The sequence below is a fragment of the Streptomyces sp. FXJ1.172 genome (assembly GCF_001636945.3).
Classification (GTDB): domain Bacteria; phylum Actinomycetota; class Actinomycetes; order Streptomycetales; family Streptomycetaceae; genus Streptomyces.
Map to the genome: position 1 here is coordinate 8,899,258 of NZ_CP119133.2, position 16,379 is coordinate 8,915,636.

Annotated in this window: 11 protein-coding genes and 1 pseudogene; 4 read left to right on the forward strand and 8 right to left on the reverse strand. The window is 70.8% G+C overall.

What is annotated here, in order from left to right:
* Positions 1 to 60: 60 nt before the first annotated feature.
* Genes A6P39_RS40025 through A6P39_RS40045 form a run of 5 tightly spaced genes read right to left on the reverse strand, consistent with a single transcriptional unit; the run spans position 61 to position 7,292 of the window.
* On the reverse strand, positions 61 to 2,583 hold the full coding sequence (locus A6P39_RS40025) for an acyl-CoA reductase (RefSeq protein WP_234378835.1): 2,523 nt from the start codon (positions 2,581 to 2,583) through the stop codon (positions 61 to 63).
* The gene (locus A6P39_RS40030; RefSeq protein ID WP_067044505.1) at positions 2,580 to 3,746 is read right to left on the reverse strand and encodes a LuxE/PaaK family acyltransferase; all 1,167 of its coding nucleotides are present in this window, start codon (positions 3,744 to 3,746) and stop codon (positions 2,580 to 2,582) included. Before A6P39_RS40030 ends, A6P39_RS40025 begins: the two co-directional genes overlap by 4 nt.
* Positions 3,743 to 4,876, reverse strand: a complete 1,134-nt coding sequence (locus tag A6P39_RS40035) for a GNAT family N-acetyltransferase (protein ID WP_067044501.1) — start codon at positions 4,874 to 4,876, stop codon at positions 3,743 to 3,745. The genes A6P39_RS40030 and A6P39_RS40035 overlap by 4 nt, the downstream gene beginning before the upstream one ends.
* The gene (locus A6P39_RS40040) at positions 4,873 to 6,147 is read right to left on the reverse strand and encodes an MFS transporter (RefSeq protein ID WP_067044499.1); all 1,275 of its coding nucleotides are present in this window, start codon (positions 6,145 to 6,147) and stop codon (positions 4,873 to 4,875) included. The genes A6P39_RS40035 and A6P39_RS40040 overlap by 4 nt, the downstream gene beginning before the upstream one ends.
* Positions 6,144 to 7,292: a phenylacetate--CoA ligase family protein gene (locus tag A6P39_RS40045; protein WP_331454182.1), complete on the reverse strand. Its 1,149-nt coding sequence runs from the start codon at positions 7,290 to 7,292 to the stop codon at positions 6,144 to 6,146. The genes A6P39_RS40040 and A6P39_RS40045 overlap by 4 nt, the downstream gene beginning before the upstream one ends.
* 776 nt (positions 7,293 to 8,068) lie before the next feature.
* Here A6P39_RS40045 and A6P39_RS40050 point away from each other — a divergent pair.
* On the forward strand, positions 8,069 to 9,712 hold the full coding sequence (locus A6P39_RS40050; RefSeq protein WP_067044495.1) for a sigma-70 family RNA polymerase sigma factor: 1,644 nt from the start codon (positions 8,069 to 8,071) through the stop codon (positions 9,710 to 9,712).
* 47 nt (positions 9,713 to 9,759) lie between these two features.
* On the opposite strand, the gene A6P39_RS40055 is transcribed toward A6P39_RS40050, so the two are convergent.
* Positions 9,760 to 10,356 carry a TetR/AcrR family transcriptional regulator gene (locus A6P39_RS40055; protein ID WP_067044493.1) on the reverse strand — a complete coding sequence of 199 codons (597 nt, stop codon included), beginning with the start codon at positions 10,354 to 10,356 and terminating at the stop codon, positions 9,760 to 9,762.
* A gap of 70 nt (positions 10,357 to 10,426) precedes the next feature.
* Here A6P39_RS40055 and A6P39_RS40060 point away from each other — a divergent pair, with 70 nt between their 5' ends.
* Complete coding sequence (locus A6P39_RS40060) at positions 10,427 to 12,043, forward strand: FAD-binding oxidoreductase (protein WP_067044492.1); 1,617 nt, start codon at positions 10,427 to 10,429, stop codon at positions 12,041 to 12,043.
* Positions 12,044 to 12,139: 96 nt separating this feature from the next.
* Here A6P39_RS40060 and A6P39_RS40065 read toward each other — a convergent pair.
* Positions 12,140 to 12,487: pseudogene (locus A6P39_RS40065) on the reverse strand (DUF5937 family protein); the annotation flags it as partial.
* Positions 12,488 to 13,102: 615 nt separating this feature from the next.
* On the opposite strand from A6P39_RS40065, the gene A6P39_RS40075 reads away from it, so the two are divergent.
* Positions 13,103 to 13,942 (forward strand): DUF1963 domain-containing protein, encoded by an 840-nt coding sequence (locus tag A6P39_RS40075; protein ID WP_067044482.1) that lies wholly within the window; start codon positions 13,103 to 13,105, stop codon positions 13,940 to 13,942.
* 214 nt (positions 13,943 to 14,156) lie between these two features.
* A complete protein-coding gene (locus tag A6P39_RS40080) occupies positions 14,157 to 14,585 on the forward strand; it encodes a hypothetical protein (RefSeq protein ID WP_067044480.1) in 429 nt (142 codons plus the stop codon).
* Positions 14,586 to 14,865: 280 nt separating this feature from the next.
* Here the strand turns inward: A6P39_RS40080 and A6P39_RS40085 are convergent, their stop codons facing one another.
* Complete coding sequence (locus A6P39_RS40085) at positions 14,866 to 16,146, reverse strand: permease (protein ID WP_079133305.1); 1,281 nt, start codon at positions 16,144 to 16,146, stop codon at positions 14,866 to 14,868.
* Positions 16,147 to 16,379: the final 233 nt, after the last annotated feature.

Sequence of the window (16,379 nt, forward strand, 5' to 3'; positions counted from 1 at the left end):
AGGCGGATGCGGTCTCGAGCGTACGGAGATCAGTGGTGACTCTGCGTAAATGTGCGGGCTTCAGCGCAGGTCGATGACCGTGCGGAGCTTGCCGCTGGCCCGCGTGCGCTCGAAGGTTTCCCTCCGCACGCGCTGCACGGTGAGGGACAGCAAGCCCTCCTCCAGCGCGGAGGCCAGCTCGGGGACCTCGGTGGTGATCGCGGTCAGTGTGGCGTCGGGGCCGGGGGCGTACTGCTCGTCGAGCCGGACCGTCAGCTGCTCGCGGTCGGAGCCGGGCGCGACCGACAGCTGCACCTCGCCGTGGTACGCGAGACGCTCCTCCAACGCCCGCACGATCCGCCGGTAGTTGACGAAGTACGTGCCCACGCGCACCACGTCGCCGTAGCGCCCGAGCAGTTCCAGGCGAGGCACGGTGCTGCCGCACGCACATGTGCCCTCCACCGCACGTCCCAGGTCCCCGATCTCGTAGCGCTCCAGGCGCTGACCAGCCCGGGCGCGGGAGGTGAACACCAGCCGCCCCGGTTCGCCCGCAGCCACCGGCCGGTCCTCCCGCGGGTCCAGGATCTCCAGCGTGTGCAGGTCGGTCAGCACATGGTGGACCGAGCCGTCGCAGGACGCGCACTGGTAGCCCAGCGGCCCGAGGTCGGTGCTGCCGTAGGCCGCGGACCGGATCACCTCCACCCCGAAGTCCTCGGTGAGCACCCGGCGTTGTTCGGCGGTGAAGTGCTCGCCGCCGTAGAACACCTTGCGGATGCCTCCGTAGCTGCGCAGCCGGTCGGCCTCGGCGTGCAGCAGCTGCCACAGGTAGGACGGCATGCCGAAGAGGGTGTCGGCCCGGTGGGCGACCAGTGCCTCGGCGACCATGGCGTGGTCGGGGCCCGCTGCGATCGGGAACTGTGTGGCGTTCAGGCGTTCCAGGATGGAGAAGAAGCTGATGAAGCTTCCGTACATGCCGCCGCCGTAGAAGAGGTTGGCCGCCCGGTCCCGTGCCGGGTCGAAGCCGGCCGCGAGCAGTCCGTGCGCCGCGGCACGCATCTGGTTGTCGTAGTCGTCGCAGGTGAAAACCGACAGCGCGGGTGCGCCCGTGGAGCCTCCGCTGCGGAAGTGCAGGTGCGCGTGGCGCGGGTCCAAGGTGGCGAGCGCGCGCTGCACGCCCTCCTTGCCGAGGAGCGCGGCGTCCGGCGCGGGGAGCAGCACCGGTGGCGCCACCAGGTCGTCCAGACAGGGCACCGTACGGAAGTCCGAGTCCGTGGCGCGCACGCTTACCCTGCGGCTGTAGCGCTGCAACGCGTAGACGCCGTCGTGCGGTTCGCCCTCGTAGCTCTCCAGCATGGAGCCGACCGGGGTGACGCGGGTGACGCCCGCGGCGAACATCGCGCGGGACAGCTCGGCCACCTCCGCACGGTCGCCGCCGATCGCGGCGGTCTGCAGGTAGCGGCGCATGGGCCGCAGCGTCGCGGTGATCGCGTGCCGGGGCAGCGGCTTGACCCAGACGCTGCGGTGCAGCGGGGAGGCGTCCAGCGCGGGGCGGGTGTCGGCGAGGACCCGCCAGGAGCCGTCCTCGGCGGCGAACACACGGGTGAGGCCCAGGTGTTGTTCGAGCCGGGCGAGCTGCTGCACCGTGGTGATCTCCGCCTGCTCGGCGGGACCCGGCGCAGCGGCCCGACGCCCGTCGGACACCTTCGCCAGCCGTTCGGCGAACCGGCCGGCGAACGCGAAGAGTTCCTCCGCGTCGTCGGTGGCGTCGGCGTCGGCGGTGTCGAGATACACCACCTGCGGGCTGGAGCACGCCTGCTGTTCGTACCGGCAGACGTCTTCGGCGAGCGCGTCGAGCACTTTGTCCTCGGAAGCGGCCCGCCGGGTCAGGTAGGCGAAGGAGATCCGGTGGCCCCACTCGACCACCCGGCAACCCGCCTGGGCCAGTTCGCCCGTCGCGCGCACCGCGTCCTCACCGCCCCACACCGCGATCGCGTCCGCCGGACCGCACAGCGCCTGAAGCCACTCGCGGCGCGCGGAGGAGAAGCGCAGGGCGACGATCCGCTCGGCGATCAGCCCGGACGGGTCGGCCGCACCGAGCGCGGCGAGCAGGTCGAGGGCGAGGGCCGAGTCGGAGCTGCTGGTCTTCAGCACGTTCAGGTTCCCGGCCAGCAGGCCCTCCACGACACTCAGCGGTGCCACGGCCGCCGCGTTGCCCGGCGCGATGTGCACCAGCAGGCCGACGGGCGCCCAGGCCTCGTACACCGTCTCGCGCGCGTCCGGCCGGGTCAGCCGTTCCGGACGCAGGCCGCCCAGCTCCCGCCGCAGCTTGCGCTCCAGCGCCTCCCGGGTGAGTGCGCTCGCCAGCTCGGCCAGCACGGTCGGGGCCTCGTCCGCGGGCAGCTGCCCGGCCAGCCGGCCGTACAGGGCGGAGGCGGGATCGGCCAGGTCACGGCTGACCGCGGCACAGGCGCCGAGCACCACGTCGGTGGGCAGGGGACGGCTCAGGACCTGCCCGGCCAGCTCGGGCAGGGCGGCGAGCCGCCGGCCGGCCTCGGCGTCGTCGACGAACTCGCCCTGCCAGAGGTGGAGTACGGAGGTGATCACGACATTCCCTTCATCAGTTCGGCGGCGGCGACCGCGCAGCTGCGGTTGCGGCTCACGCCGGCACGGCCGTGCACGGTGAACCAGTCGGTGGACAGCGGACAGGGACACTCTTCGCCGGGGTGCAGCGAGGCGAGGTCGCCCATCACCACGCTGTGCGCGGGCACCGAGGTGATGTAGGGGCTGACCAGGTGCAGGAAGCCACGATCGCCGTACGGCAGGGGCCGCAGCGTCCCGGTGTCGCGGACGGCCGCCCTCGACCACACCGGCACATGCAGCCGGTGATGGGCGCACTCGACGTACGGCACGCAGTGCTCGACGGAGCCGAAGGTGTCGCGGACGCGCTCAGCGGGGATCCCGAGGCGGTCGGTGACCTCGGCGTAGAGGACGTCCTTGCCGATCTGCCGGTCGGCGTGCCCTTTCCAGCCGCCGCCGAGCACCACCAGCGATCCCTCGGGCAGCCGGAGGGGCGGCAGGCCCATCGCCCGCATCCGCTCCAGGGTGAAGTACAAGAACGCGGGGAAGCCCAGGATGCGGACCGGAACGTCGTCCTCGGCGTAGCGCTGAAGTGCCGCGATGCAGCCGTGCACGTCGAACTCGTGGCCGGTGCCGGTGTGCCGCAATGCGTGGGTGGTGTGCCGGGCCGGGGCGAAGTCGCACAGGTAGTTGTCGGTGAACGAGGTGCCCAGCTTCAGCGCCGGGGCCGGCTCGTAGCTGTACAGCAGGTAGTTCACCGGCTGCTCGGGAGTGATCCAGCCGTAGTGGTCGAAGATCCGGGCCACCATGCGCTGCGCCGAGCGGATGGTCCACTCGTCGAAGAACATCTGTGACTTCTGGCCCGTGGTGCCCGACGAGGTCAGGTGCAGGAACACCTCGTCGCGCGGGATCGAGAGCACCTCGTGACGCTTGAAGAAGGCGGCGGGCACCAGCGCGGTGCGCACGTCGTGGCCGACCGTGGCAGCGGGTGCTTCGGCCGGGTCCTCGAGCAGGGCGGCGAAGAAGGGGGAGCGGCGGGCGTGCCAGGCGTTGGCCTGCGCCATCGCGGTGGCGAACAGCGCGTCGGCGTCGGGGCCGTCGGCGTACGGCTCCGCCAGGTCGCACAGGCGCTGCACCTGGCCGAGCGCCGCCGGGTCGGGAACCTCGACGGGAGCGAGATGGGGTTTCATCGGGACACCTCGTGAAGGGGCAGGTAGGTGGTGGTCCATGCACTCAGGTAGGCACCGAGGTACGGCTGGAGCAGCGGGCTGACGGCGGTCGTGCGGAAGTCGATCTGACGACTGGTGCGCGAGAGCACGACGTAGTCGTGGAGCCGCTCGCCGATACGGCGCATCGCGGGATAGACCGCGCTCGGCACGAATCCCGAGGCCAGGAACACCTCCAGCGCCTCGGAGTCGGCCAGTGGCAGCAGCGCCTCGACATAGTCGGCGCCCGCCCGCGTGACCGACGCGATCACCGCCTCCAGGGTTCCCGCCACCGCGGACGGGCGCGGATGGACCGCGACCAGCGCGCAACTGCCCGCTACGGCATCGAGTTCGGCATACGCTTCGAAGCGGCCGTCGGCGGCCACCAGGACCGCGTTGGGCGTGTGCAGCGGGAAGAAGCGGTCGTCGGCCGCGGGGAACAGCTCCAGGAAGCGGCGCCGCACGAAGGCGGGGGCCGAGATCAGCTCGATCGGCCCGCCGCCGGCGGCGGGCGCTGTTTCGCCGCAGGGGGCGGGCCGGGTCCGGGAGTAGTCGATGCCGACGCCGTGGGAAGCGGCGGACAGCAGCGCCGACAGCCGTTCGGGCACGCTCGCCACGGGTTCGCGGCGCTCCAGCACACCGTCGGCGTAGCGGGCGAACAGCGCGAGGGTCTCGCAGCCCTCGACCTCGACGGCGTTCGGCAGCAGGCCGAGCGGCCGGAATCCATTACGTACGACGACCTGCTGCGGGCCCTCGGTGACCAGGCGGACGGTGGCGTACACCGAGTCCAGCAGGCCCGTGGCGAAGGCTTCGTCGCAGACCGCCCCGGTCAGCCGGGAGGCCAGACCGCCGCCGCGATGGGCGGGGTGCACCGCGAGTCCGACCAGTTTGCCGATGCGGCTGCCCGGTTCGGTCAGGACGACCGCGGAACCGACCAGGCCGCCCGTGCCGGCGCGGGCGGTGAGCCAGTGCGCGGTGCCGTCGCCGATCAGCCGGCGCATGACCACCGGGTCGCTGCCGAGCGGCACCGGGTAGCCGTGCCCGTACACCTCGAAGTACAACTGCCGCAGCTCGGCGATGTCCTGGACGGATGCGGGGGACAGGGCGGCGTTCACGAGGCTTCTCCCGCGGGTACCGGCGCCGGTGCGTCCGGGCGCCGGTACTGCCCGGCGGCGTGCGCGCGGCTGCCGAGCCACCACAGGGCCAGCGCGACCGGCGCGAGTCCCGCGCCCTGCACCAGGCACAGCGTTGTGGCCGTCAGGTGGTCGCCCAGGGTGCCGAACACGAGCGAGGAGACAGGGAAGGTGGCGCCCAGTACTCCCTGCATGACTGCGAAGAAGGCGGGCTTGTCGTCAGCGGGCACGAGCCGCTGGAACAGCGCGACGAACCGCACGCCGATCACGCCGACGCACCAGCCGGCCACGGCCATCGACGCGAGGGCCGCCGCATGCCCGGCGAACAGGCCCGGCAGGGCGAGGGCCGCGGCCATCACGGTCAGGCACACGCTGCCGACCGTGACGGGACGGCCGGGCAGGCGCCCGCCCGTGACCGATCCCAGCAGGGTGCCCGCACCGAGGGCCGTCTCCAGCGAGGCGACGGTCGAGCCGGTCGAGTGAAGCACCTCGCGGGTGTACAGCGGCATCACGACGTAGACGGCGGTCGTGAAGATGTTGGCGGCGGCGAAGCAGACCAGCACACGACGGATGAACGGCAGACCGGCCAGTACCTGGCGCAGCGAGCGCCGCTCGGGAGCCGGGCCGCTTCCCGCCCCATGGTGCGGAAAGCGTGTGGCGCCGATCAGCAGGGCGGCGAGCAGGTACGCGGCCCCGCAGACCCCTGCGACACCGGTCAGTGCGCCCGCGTCGACCACGAGAGGGCCGAGCAGTCCCCCGCACAGCCCGGCGACCGACTGGGTGGACAGTTCGAAGCCGGTGGCCGACTCGATGTCGGCGTCCTCGACGAGTTCCGGCACCGAGGTGGTCAGGCATGGATCGAAGACCGCCTGGCAGCCGGCCAGTGCCAGCCCCACCGCGTAGGCGGCGGTCATGGGAAGGACGCCGGCCCGGGCCAGGACGGCCGCCGTCACGGCCACCGCGCCCGCCGCGGTCGCCGCGCCCGCCAGCACCGTGCGGTGCGCGTGCCGTGCGACGGTGCGGGCGATCAGCGGGGCGAGAGCCACCGCGGGCACGGTGCTCACCATGAGGAACAGGCCCGAGTCGAGCCCACGGTGCCCGCCGCCCGCGAACCCGACGAGCCACCACACCGCGCCGACCTGGAACATGCGGCTCGCCGCCTGGGTGAGGAGCTGACCGGCCCAGACCCGGCCGAAGGACGGATTGCGCAGGACGAGCGGCAGCCGCCGTGCCCGCGCAGGTGCCGCGCTCACGTGTGCGGCCGTTCGTCGACGACCCGGACGAGCTTGCCCGAGCGGGAGTTGACCGCGAGATCCTGGTGGCGCACCCATTCGACGCCGAGCGGGTTCACGTGCCCGGAGGCGGTCGCGCTCGCGTAGAAGGGCCGCTCGGCGAGGACCGCCGCTACGACGGACTCCCCCAACATGGCCGGAGCCTTCCGGGGATCGGTCACCGCGAGCCGCAGCACCAGGCCGTCGCGACCCTCCCGGCGCCGCACCACGAGCTGCACACCGGTCACCTCGCCGCGGCTGTCAGCGGCTGTGACGACGTCATGGACGTCCTGGGTGTGGAGGGAGACGGGGCCGACCCGCACGCCCTCCTCGGCGCGCCCGAGGATACGGAAGACACCCCCGTCCCGGTCCACCCACTCGGCCCGGTCGCCGGCCGGATAGCGGAGCACGGGCATGAGGCGTCTGCGGAGATCGGTGACGACCAGCCGCCCCGGCACGCCGTTGCCGGCAACGGGTTCGTCGGTCTCGTCACGGAGGATCTCGACGACGGTGTGCGGTGTGAACGCGCGGTGCACGCGTGGATCCCCGCCCGGCACGGCTTCGCCGAGCAGGCCCGCGTCGACGCTCGCGTATCCCAGGGAGCGTGGCTCGGCATTCGGGAACGCCTGCCGGAGCAGCGGGAGTTGGTCTCCGAAGAGGCATTCCCCGCCGAAGAAGAGCAGCTCCACGTACGGCAGGGTCCGGTGTGCGCCGGCCAGGCGTTCGGCGAGCGAGCACAGGGTCGTCGGGGTGCCGGCGACGACCTGGACCTGGAACTCCTCCAGGGTCGCCGTGGTGGATTGCCAGGGTGTCGCGCCGCCGATGGGCAGACGGACGTTGGCCACGGGGGAGCGGTGCAAGGAGTCGAGGACGAAGCTGAAGCTCGCGTACAGGTCGCCCGCGTAGAAGAGGTCCGCCACCCGGTGACCGGGCCGCAGTCCGGCGCGGACGAGCCCGGCGCCGAACGCGGCGGTGAATTCACGCCATTCGGTGCGGGTGTAGTAGGAGAACTTCGGCGAGCCCGTGGTTCCGCCACTGCGGAATACGACCGCTTCGTTCAGGGGAGCGGTCAGCAGCCGATTGTCGCGAGGCGCGTTGGCTCGCCAGAAGTCGGCCTGGGGCACCACTGGGAGATCCGTGAGGCGCGTCACGTGATCGGGGAGCTGAGTGTAGAGATCGCGGTAGAAAGGCGAGTTGTGCCGGGCGAAACGTATGAGTTCCGCAATTGGTTGAACGGGCATCAATTCCTGCTCGAAGGCGTGGACCGCCGGCGCGGGAAAGGCCGGCAGGGTGCGACGGGAAGCTCCACTGACGTGGACTTCGTTCGCTGAGAGTGTGAGTGGGCGGACGCTCGTGACGAGTGGGCGTCCGCAGGCGAGTTTATCTCACCATTCGGGATGGATTTGCGCCAACTGGCCACCCGTGGAAGGGGTATTGATGCGCATGGACGGGTTGTCGGGAGCTTCGGTTCCAGGGAGGCCGGAGATGGTGATCACATTCAACGTGTCACCAGTAAAGGCTCTTTGAGAGCATTCAAGGAAGCCTTATGGGGAGCCGGTTCCCGGCAGCCCGTTTCATGGCTTGAAGTGACTCCGTCCGATCCGAAGAACGGGAAGAGCCGGAAGCCCGCCGTTGTGCGTCTCGCGGTGGATCAGTGGTGGCCGCCGACCGGTATGAGCGGAGTGCCTTCGGCGAATCGCGTGCCGCGCTCGGAGCGGAGGGGCGTGACGGCGCTCGGCGGCCGGTCTCGACGACGTCGCGGGGGTCCCCCGGGTAGTGGTCCCCGGGTGGACCGGGACTCCCGACCGGGATTCCCTGTCGAAGAAGTGTTATCCGGGCGGTGTCGAGAGGTCTCCCAGGTATCGGACACAATCGTGCGGTCTCGAGGACAGGAAGCATGGGTATGAGCACGCAGGACGCGATGAAGACGGCGGCACTGGTCACGGCGGCCCGAGAGGGCGACACGCAGGCGCAGGACGCCCTGGTCAACGCGTACCTCACCCTGGTCTACAACATCGTGGGCCGGGCCCTGAACGGCTCGGTGGATGTCGACGACGTGGTGCAGGAGACCATGTTGCGGGCCCTGGACGGGCTGGGCGGACTGCGTACTCCCGAGCGTTTCCGCTCCTGGCTGGTCGCCATCGCGATGAACCAGGTCCGGGAGCACCGGCAGAATCGTCTCTTCGCCCCGGGCGGGGTGGAGGAGGCCGAGGACCTGGCCGATCCGGGTGCCGACTTCGTCGATCTGACCGTCGTCCAGCTCCAGCTCACGGGCCAGCGCCTGGAGACCGCGCGGGCGACGCGCTGGCTGGAGCCCGACGACCAGGAACTGCTGTCCCTGTGGTGGCTGGAGTGTGCCGGCGAGCTGACGCGGGCCGAGGTCGCCGCGGCTCTGGACCTCTCGCCTCAGCACACAGCGGTCCGGGTCCAGCGGATGAAGGCACAGCTGGAGGCGGCCCGCGTGGTGGTACGAGCGCTGGACGCACGGCCGCTGTGCGAGGAACTCCGGAGCGTGCTGGCTTCCTGGGACGGCAGGGCCTCGGCTCTGTGGCGCAAGCGAATAGCCCGGCACGCCCGTGGCTGCACGCGCTGCAGCGGGCTGTGGAGCGGACTGATGCCCGCTGAAGGGTTGCTGGCCGGTCTGGCACTGATCGCGGCGTCACCCGCACTCCTCGCCATGGTCTCTTCCGCTTCGGGACGGCTTGCCCCGGCCGGTGCTGTCGCGCCGCCGGACGGCCAGGGCGGCGCCGTGGGATCGGACTCGGGCACCGGACGGCCTGGCGTACGGGGCCGGACCGGCTCGCGCAGCCAGTCCCGCCGGCGCAGGCGCATGCGCCGGCGGGCCGTCGGCGGCGCCGTCGTCGCGGCCTGTGTGGCGGGAGGCGGCCTGTGGTACTTCGGTACCGACTCCGGCACCGGCGCCGACCGCGCGAGCGCCGAGCGGAGTGCAGCCGTCCCCGTCCTGGACCTCTCCACGCCCAGCGCCGAGGACGGGTCGCCGTCGTCCTCGCCTTCTGCCTCTCCGTCCCCCTCTGTGACGAAGCCGAAAAGGACGAGCGCCCCGAAGTCGGCGAACCCCGCCAAAAGGAGCACGCCCGCGGCCCCGCAATCCGCCCGGAGGACTCCCGCGGCGGGAAGCACACCGCAGGCACAGCCGGATCCGACCGACGTCGCCGGCCAGGTCGTCGCGCTGGTGAACAAGGAACGGTCCGCCGCCGGCTGCAGTCCGCTCACCGAGGACCCGCAACTGCAGAAGGCGGCCCAGGGCCACTCCGACGACATGGCCGCACGCCACTTCTTCGACCACACCAACCCGGACGGCGCGGATCCCGGGCAGCGCATCACCGCCGCCGGCTACCACTGGTCCACCTACGGCGAGAACATCGCCCAGGGTCAGCAGAGTCCCGCAGCCGTCATGGAGTCCTGGATGAACAGCCCCGGCCACCGGGCGAACATCCTCAACTGCTCCTTCAAGGACATCGGGGTGGGTGTTCACAACGGCGCCGGCGGTCCGTGGTGGACGCAGGACTTCGGCGCCAAGATGTGACGCACCCGCGATGCGGCCTCGGCGCGGCCGGAGCCCGTGGGTGCGGGTCAGCCCGTGCCGAGTGCGGTGAGGAGACGGGTGCAACGCTCTGTCATCTCGGCCGCGCTCTGCTCCGGATGATCGGACCACCAGCGCATCACCGCGGTGACGGCGTACTGCCAGACGTGGTTGAGGAGTTGATGGTCGAGCGGGTCGTCGTGTCCGGCACGGGTGAGGAGCCCGGTGGCGCCCGCGGCCCCCATGGCGGCGAGCCGCCCGCGGTAACGGTTCACGGCATCGCGCAGCTCACCGGCCGGCGGGAGAGCCGGATCGTAGAGCACGGACCAGGCGTGCCTGCAGCCTTCGACCGCGGTGAAGATCGCGGAGAGGGTGTCCAGCGCGTGACCGGCCGTTCCGCTGCGGGACCCGGCTCCGGCCACGGCATCCACCAGGAGGCCGCCCACCCGGTGCACGCAGGCGAGGTGCAGACCGTCCTTGGAGCCGAAGTAGCTGTAGATCAGCGGCTTGGAGATTCCGGCGCGCCGTGCGACGGCGGTGACGGAGACACCCGCGTAGCCGTGTGCGCCGAACTCCTCCACGGCCACGTCGACGATCTGTTCCTCGCGGTCGGCACGAGAGACGCCCTTGGTTCCGGCCTTGCCCATGGGCCGCACTCTAGTACACGATATGACCGCTTGGTAATTTACCCATGGGTTAATTCGAGGAGTCGAGGTCGTGACACGGTCCTGGTGGGGATGGGGAAACGTCGAAGACGCCGTGGGCGGCGCCGAACTCGAGACGCTTCTGACGCGCGTACGGGCCCTGATGCCGGGCGGGCTGACCGATCACGAGCCCCCGGACATCTCCGCGCTCGGCCTGCCCGGGCCCCGCGTCACCCCTCCGGCCTCGCTCGCGGCCCTGTGCTCGGCGGAACCGCAGGACCGCGCCGCACACGCGCACGGGAAGGCGTTCCGGGACGTGGTGCGCAACCTGCACGGGGATCTGCGCCACGTGCCGGACCTCGTCGCCCGGCCCGCCGAGGAGCGTGACGTGGTCGATCTCCTCGACTGGTGCACCCGCGAGGGCGTCGCCATGGTGCCGTACGGCGGCGGCAGTTCGGTGGTCGGCGGCATCGAACCGCGATGCGACGACTACCCCGCCGTGGTCACCGTCGATCTCGGGCGTATGAACCGGGTCCTCGAGATCGACCGGACAAGCCGTGCCGCGCGGATCCAGGCCGGCGTACTGGGCCCGCACCTGGAGAACCAACTGCGGCCGCATGGTATGACGTTGCGTCATTTCCCGCAGTCCTTCGAGTTCTCCACGCTCGGCGGCTGGCTCGCCACACGCGCCGGTGGCCACTACGCGACGTTGTACACGCACATCGACGACCTGGTCGAGTCGATGCGGGTGGTGACCGGAGCCGGGGTGAGTGCGTCACTGCGGCTGCCGGGCTCCGGCGCGGGACCGTCACCCGACCGACTCTTCCTGGGCAGCGAGGGATCGCTGGGCGTCATCACCGAGGCATGGATGCGCCTGCAGGAGCGCCCCCGTTGGCGCGCCAAGGCATCGGTGCGGTTCGGTGACTACACGGCGGCGGTGGCAGCGACCCGGGCGATCGCCCAGAGCGGCCTGAACCCAGCGAACTGCCGCCTCCTCGACGCGGCCGAGGCACTGATCAACGCCGGCGTGAGCGTCGGCGGCGGACTGCTCGTCCTCGCCTTCGAGTCGGCCGGCCATCCCGTACGCCGCGACCTGGAACTGGCCGTGGAACTGTGCCGCGACCACGGCGGAGAGCCGACCGCCGACATCACCGAGGATCCCGGCAGGGACACGGCGGGCGCGCCAGAGGGGGCCTCCGCCGCGGACACCGCCGCGGAGACCTGGCGCTCGTCGTTCCTGCGGATGCCCTACCAGCGCGACGCGCTGGCCCGGCACGCGATGATCGTCGAGACGTTCGAGACGGCATGCACGTGGGACCGCTTCGAGGCCCTCCACCAGGCGGTCACCGAGGCGGCCCGGCAGGCGATCCGTGAGGTCACCGGAACAGGAGTGGTGACCTGCCGGTTCACCCACGTCTATCCCGACGGGCCGGCCCCGTACTTCGGGGTGTACGCGCCGGGCTGCTGGGGCAGCACGGTGACCCAGTGGGACCACATCAAGGACGCGGTGTCCGAGGCGATCCACGCGTGCGGCGGCACGATCACCCACCACCACGCGGTCGGGCGCGACCACCGGCCCTGGTACGACCGCCAGCGCCCCGCCCCCTTCGCCGCCGCGCTGACAGCCGCCAAGGCCGTCCTGGACCCGGCGGGCGTCCTCAATCCGGGAGTACTGCTTCCTGTGCCCTGACTCCGGCCACGGGCGTGGAAACACGGTGCACACGGTCGGTGTGCCGGCGGGCCGTGGGCCGGCCGGCGCGGCGCAGGACGGCGAGGTGGCGGGAAACTGCACGGCGACGTCCGTCCAGGCGGCAGCGAAGAATGCCTCGGCGCACTGTTCGAGAGTGTGGCGCACTCGGGCCCGCACTGCCCTCGGGCCCGCGAGCAGCCGTTCCGTGAAGGCCTCTTGCCGCGCGCCACGGGCCTGGGCCAGGTCGAGCGCCCGCTCGCGCGCGGTCGCGTCCGCGAGTGGCGACCGCGCGGCGAAGTCGCCCCGGTTGCTGCCGCACGTGGTGACGAGCGCGGCGGTCACGTACGTCTCGTCGTCGATCCGGTCCACGTCGTCCAACTCCTCGGCGAGGGTCGACCGAGGCCGGGCGGGGATCAGGAAGTCGGCTTGTGAGGAACGCCCCAGCGGTCACACCACTCTCGCGACCCACGGCCCGGCTGCCCTCTGGGGCGGCCTGGCCGCGGCGACGCTCCTCTCCGCCTCCGCCGTCGCCCACTGAGCCGACCCGGCGTGTGCGACGCAAGGGAAGGGCCGCTGCGGTTGAGACGGATCGAGGAACGCGGCTCGGTGATCCCCGACGGCATGCGTCCGCGCGCCTACCACAACTTGGCCCGCCCCCTTGGAGCAGGGCTGGTCGCTGCCCCTGCCAGCGGCGCTGGATAAGCTGATCCGTCAGACGATCGGCTCGCAGCTTCGCGGCTGCCGTGCCGCGCCCACCTCAGAAGGCAGATCCCAGCGTGTTCCAGGAAACCCCGATCTTCAACCGCCTTGTCGCAGAGCGCGGTGATGTGCCGACCCAGGTTCGTGGTGAAGCCGACCGCGTACGCCACGAGTTGGCGAGAGTTTTGCCCTCCGCTCCCTGGCCTGTCGCCGACCTGCGCCGGCAGCAGCCTCAACTGCCCGGCGGAGGCGTCTCTTCCGGCGCCCTGTGAGACGTGCTCGCGCGGGTGTCAGGGCGGTGTCCGCGGCCGGCTGCACACCATCGTCCCGCTTGTCAGTGGCGGATGCTTGACTGCCCGTATGGACCCAGAGACCATCCGCCCTGCCCTGCGTGACTTCTGCGCCGAACGGCTCGGTGTCGATCTCGCCACCCGGCTCGACCGTCTCGCCCGACCCGGATTCGGGCTCACCGCGGCCGGTCCGGGAGAAGCCGCCGGGCACAGCCGGTTCGGCGGCCGGGCGATGCTTGAACCGGGCACGCCCTGGCCGACCTGCGACGGCTTTCCGCTGAGCCTGATCGCCGTCCTCGACACCGACGCCCTGGCCCCTTGGCTCGACGGTGTCGTCCCGGCCGGGACGGGTCTGCTCAACTTCTTCTGTCTCGACAGCGACTCCGAACAGTGCGATCCCGCTGCCTGTGAACTGGCGCTGAAATACAACCCCTTCGACCCGCAGACGGGGAAAGTGATCGCAGCCCGATCCGCACACGCCGTCGAGACGAACCCACCCGCCCGGTCGAGTGTCTTCGACCCCATCGCCTGGGCAGCCACGCCCGGGCTCGACTTCCCCGACACCTGGGACCCGGCCTGGAACGCCCTCGACCTGGGACCCGAAGCCGACTACATGGCCAGAGCCTTGCCCGGCCAGTACGTGGAGGAGCTGCTCACCCACGGGCCGAACCGGCCAGGCGCGCTCGTTCACGAGGACATGGCCTTTGGATGGCCGAAGTTCCCCACGGGCAGTTCGCCGATGGTGCCGTGGGGCGAAGACCCGACCACCTACCACCACCTGCTCCAGTTGTCCGGACAGGACGAGTGGTACCTCGGCGGCGACGGCGGCTGGATGCATTGGTCGATACCCACCGACGCGCTCCGGGCAGGCGACTTCAGCCGGGCGATCCCAACCCCGGACATCTGGTGATCACGACACGACCGGTGCGCTGCCCTTGCCCCAGGCCGAACCCGGCTTCCCACATGTCTTCGCCGGTCTCTTCGATGGCGCCGCAGCGGCAAACCGGAGATCACGTAGCATTCTGATCGACCAATCGATCAACTGTTGCAGTCACCCGCATTGCAGGAGTTTCCTCCTCACCACGGACCAAGGGCGACTGCGCAGGGGGGAAGGAAGAAAACCGATGAAGTCAACCAATGCCTGGCGCCGCCTTGCCGGGACCGCCGTCACTGCCGTGATGGTCGGCGTGGGTGTCCTCGCGACCGCCCCGTCGGCAGCCGCCAAGGCCAACCTGCTGACCATCGACAAGGTGTCGTTCCGCGACCCGAACATCCAGGTGAAGGTCACCTACTCCTGCGATCCCGGCCTGGACCACGAACTCGTGGCCAACGGGACGACGCTGAGCACGGGTACCCATCGCGAGGGGATTGCCGCAGGCACCGTGAAGAAGGACAAGCTCATCTGTGACGACGGCAGTCACGTCGCCCAGGTGACCATGCGTCCCGCCACGGGCATGAACTTCGTGAAGGGAGACAAGGTCAAGGTCACCGTCTTCTACTTCGACAACGACGGATTCAGCTACGCCAACGAGACGACCGTCGTCGTGTTGTAAGCCGGCCTGCGCCGCGGGAAGGCCGCGTCCGGCTACCGCGCCGGGAGGACTGCTGAGTTCTCCCGGCGTGCCGGCGCGCGGATGGGAGGCGGGCCGCAGCCTTGCGTGACGGCCGGTCAGGGAATCCAGTATGAGACTGGGCACGGAAGGGGTGATGCCCGTGTCGGGCCGAAGTGCTGCGCCTGCTCATCCACGCCATCCTCGAGTACCAGCGCAACCGACTGCGGGACGACGCGACCATCCTGCTCTTCGAATGGTGCCCGCAGGTCCGGTGACGCGGTCACTGGAGGGGGTGGCCCTCGTGACCCGGGCCAGGAGGTCCGTGGCCGTCGCCGCGCCCGTGCAGGACGTCGGGACGCTCAGCGGGCCCCAGGTGTCCGAGCGCGTCACCGTCGCCGTGGTGAGCGGTGTGCTCGCCGTGGTCTGTGGTGTCGGGCGAGCCGCCCATCATGGCGAGCATCTGCCGGCCGCCGGTCTGGAAGAAACGCACCACCAGGGCGGCGGCCAGGAGCAGGAAGGCGATGTTGAGGAACGTGGTGTAGTCCCAGGTGATCCCTTCCATGGGGATCTTCGCTCTGGCTTGGCTCGGAACCAGGCCGAGCCCGCCGAAGACCAGCTCGACGACGTATCCGGCGGCGGCCATGGCGAGGTAGAAGGTTCCGCCGAGGTAGAGGGCCATCCGGCGGCCGTAGTACTTCCGGTAGATGTTCAGGATCGGCAGGATCAGCAGGTCCGCGAAGATGAACGCCACCACGCCGCCGAAGCTGATGCCGCCCTTCCACAGCACGACCGCCAGCGGCACGTTCCCGATCGAGCAGACGAAGGAGATCAGCGCGACCACCGGGCCGATCAGCGGACCCCAGAATTTGGCCAGCAGGGGGTGGCCCGCGAAGAAGAAGTTCTGCCAGAAGGAGTCCGGCACCCAGGCCGCGATGGCACCGGCGATCAGCAGGCCCAGCACCAGATCGCGCAGGATCGCCGCCCACTCCATCGCGAACACGTGGGAGACGCTGGTGTAGCCGCGCCACGACAACAGGCGCTTCCAGAAGGAGCCCGCACCGGTGACGGACATGTCCATCGCGGCGTGCCCCTCCATCGAACCGGCCAGCCCGCGGTCGGCCTGCGCTCGGGCCTCGCGCAGCAGACCACTGCGCAGAGTCAGCCGGAACAGCACGGCCAGCAGCACGATCATGATCGGGCCGCCGACGAACTCGGCGAGCGTGAACTGCCAGCCCATCAACAGCGCCAGGATCACGCCGAGTTCGACGACCAGGTTGGTCGAGGCGATCTCGAAGGCCATGGCGGCGGTGAAGTTCGCGCCTTTGCGGAACAACGAGCGGGCGAGCGCGACTGCCGCGTATGAGCAGGACGAGGACGCCATCCCGAGCAGCGAGGCGACCGTCAGCGTGCGCGGCCGGTCGTCACCCATCAGCCGGACGATGGTCGACTTGTGCACCACGGCCTGGACGATCGAGGACAGCAGGAAGCCGAGGATCAGCGCCCAGGTGATCTCCCAGGTCATCGACCCGACGATCGACAGGGCATGCAGTACGGCGTGCACGACTGGCATGGGGCGATCATCCCTCGTGAGAGTGCGTGCCCATCATTCCCGCGGCGGGGCGCGCCGTCCATCGGCAGGAACGCATCATGCGCCCGACGATGGCATCGGCCTCACCTCGAGGACCACAGGCTTCACCTCCCCGGCGCGGGCTGGACGGTGATGGTGCAGAGCCGCTTGGTGACGCGGTGCGGTCATGGTGCGTTCCAGCGTGCTGGTGACCTGGTCGACCAAGC

Coding starts and splice junctions, on each gene's coding strand:
- A6P39_RS40075 (WP_067044482.1), top strand. CDS start 13,103: ATGGACCCAGAGACCATCCGCCCTGCCCTGCGTGACTTCTGCGCCGAA.
- A6P39_RS40080 (WP_067044480.1), top strand. CDS start 14,157: ATGAAGTCAACCAATGCCTGGCGCCGCCTTGCCGGGACCGCCGTCACT.
- A6P39_RS40055 (WP_067044493.1), bottom strand. CDS start 10,356: ATGGGCAAGGCCGGAACCAAGGGCGTCTCTCGTGCCGACCGCGAGGAA.
- A6P39_RS40050 (WP_067044495.1), top strand. CDS start 8,069: ATGAGCACGCAGGACGCGATGAAGACGGCGGCACTGGTCACGGCGGCC.
- A6P39_RS40030 (WP_067044505.1), bottom strand. CDS start 3,746: ATGAAACCCCATCTCGCTCCCGTCGAGGTTCCCGACCCGGCGGCGCTC.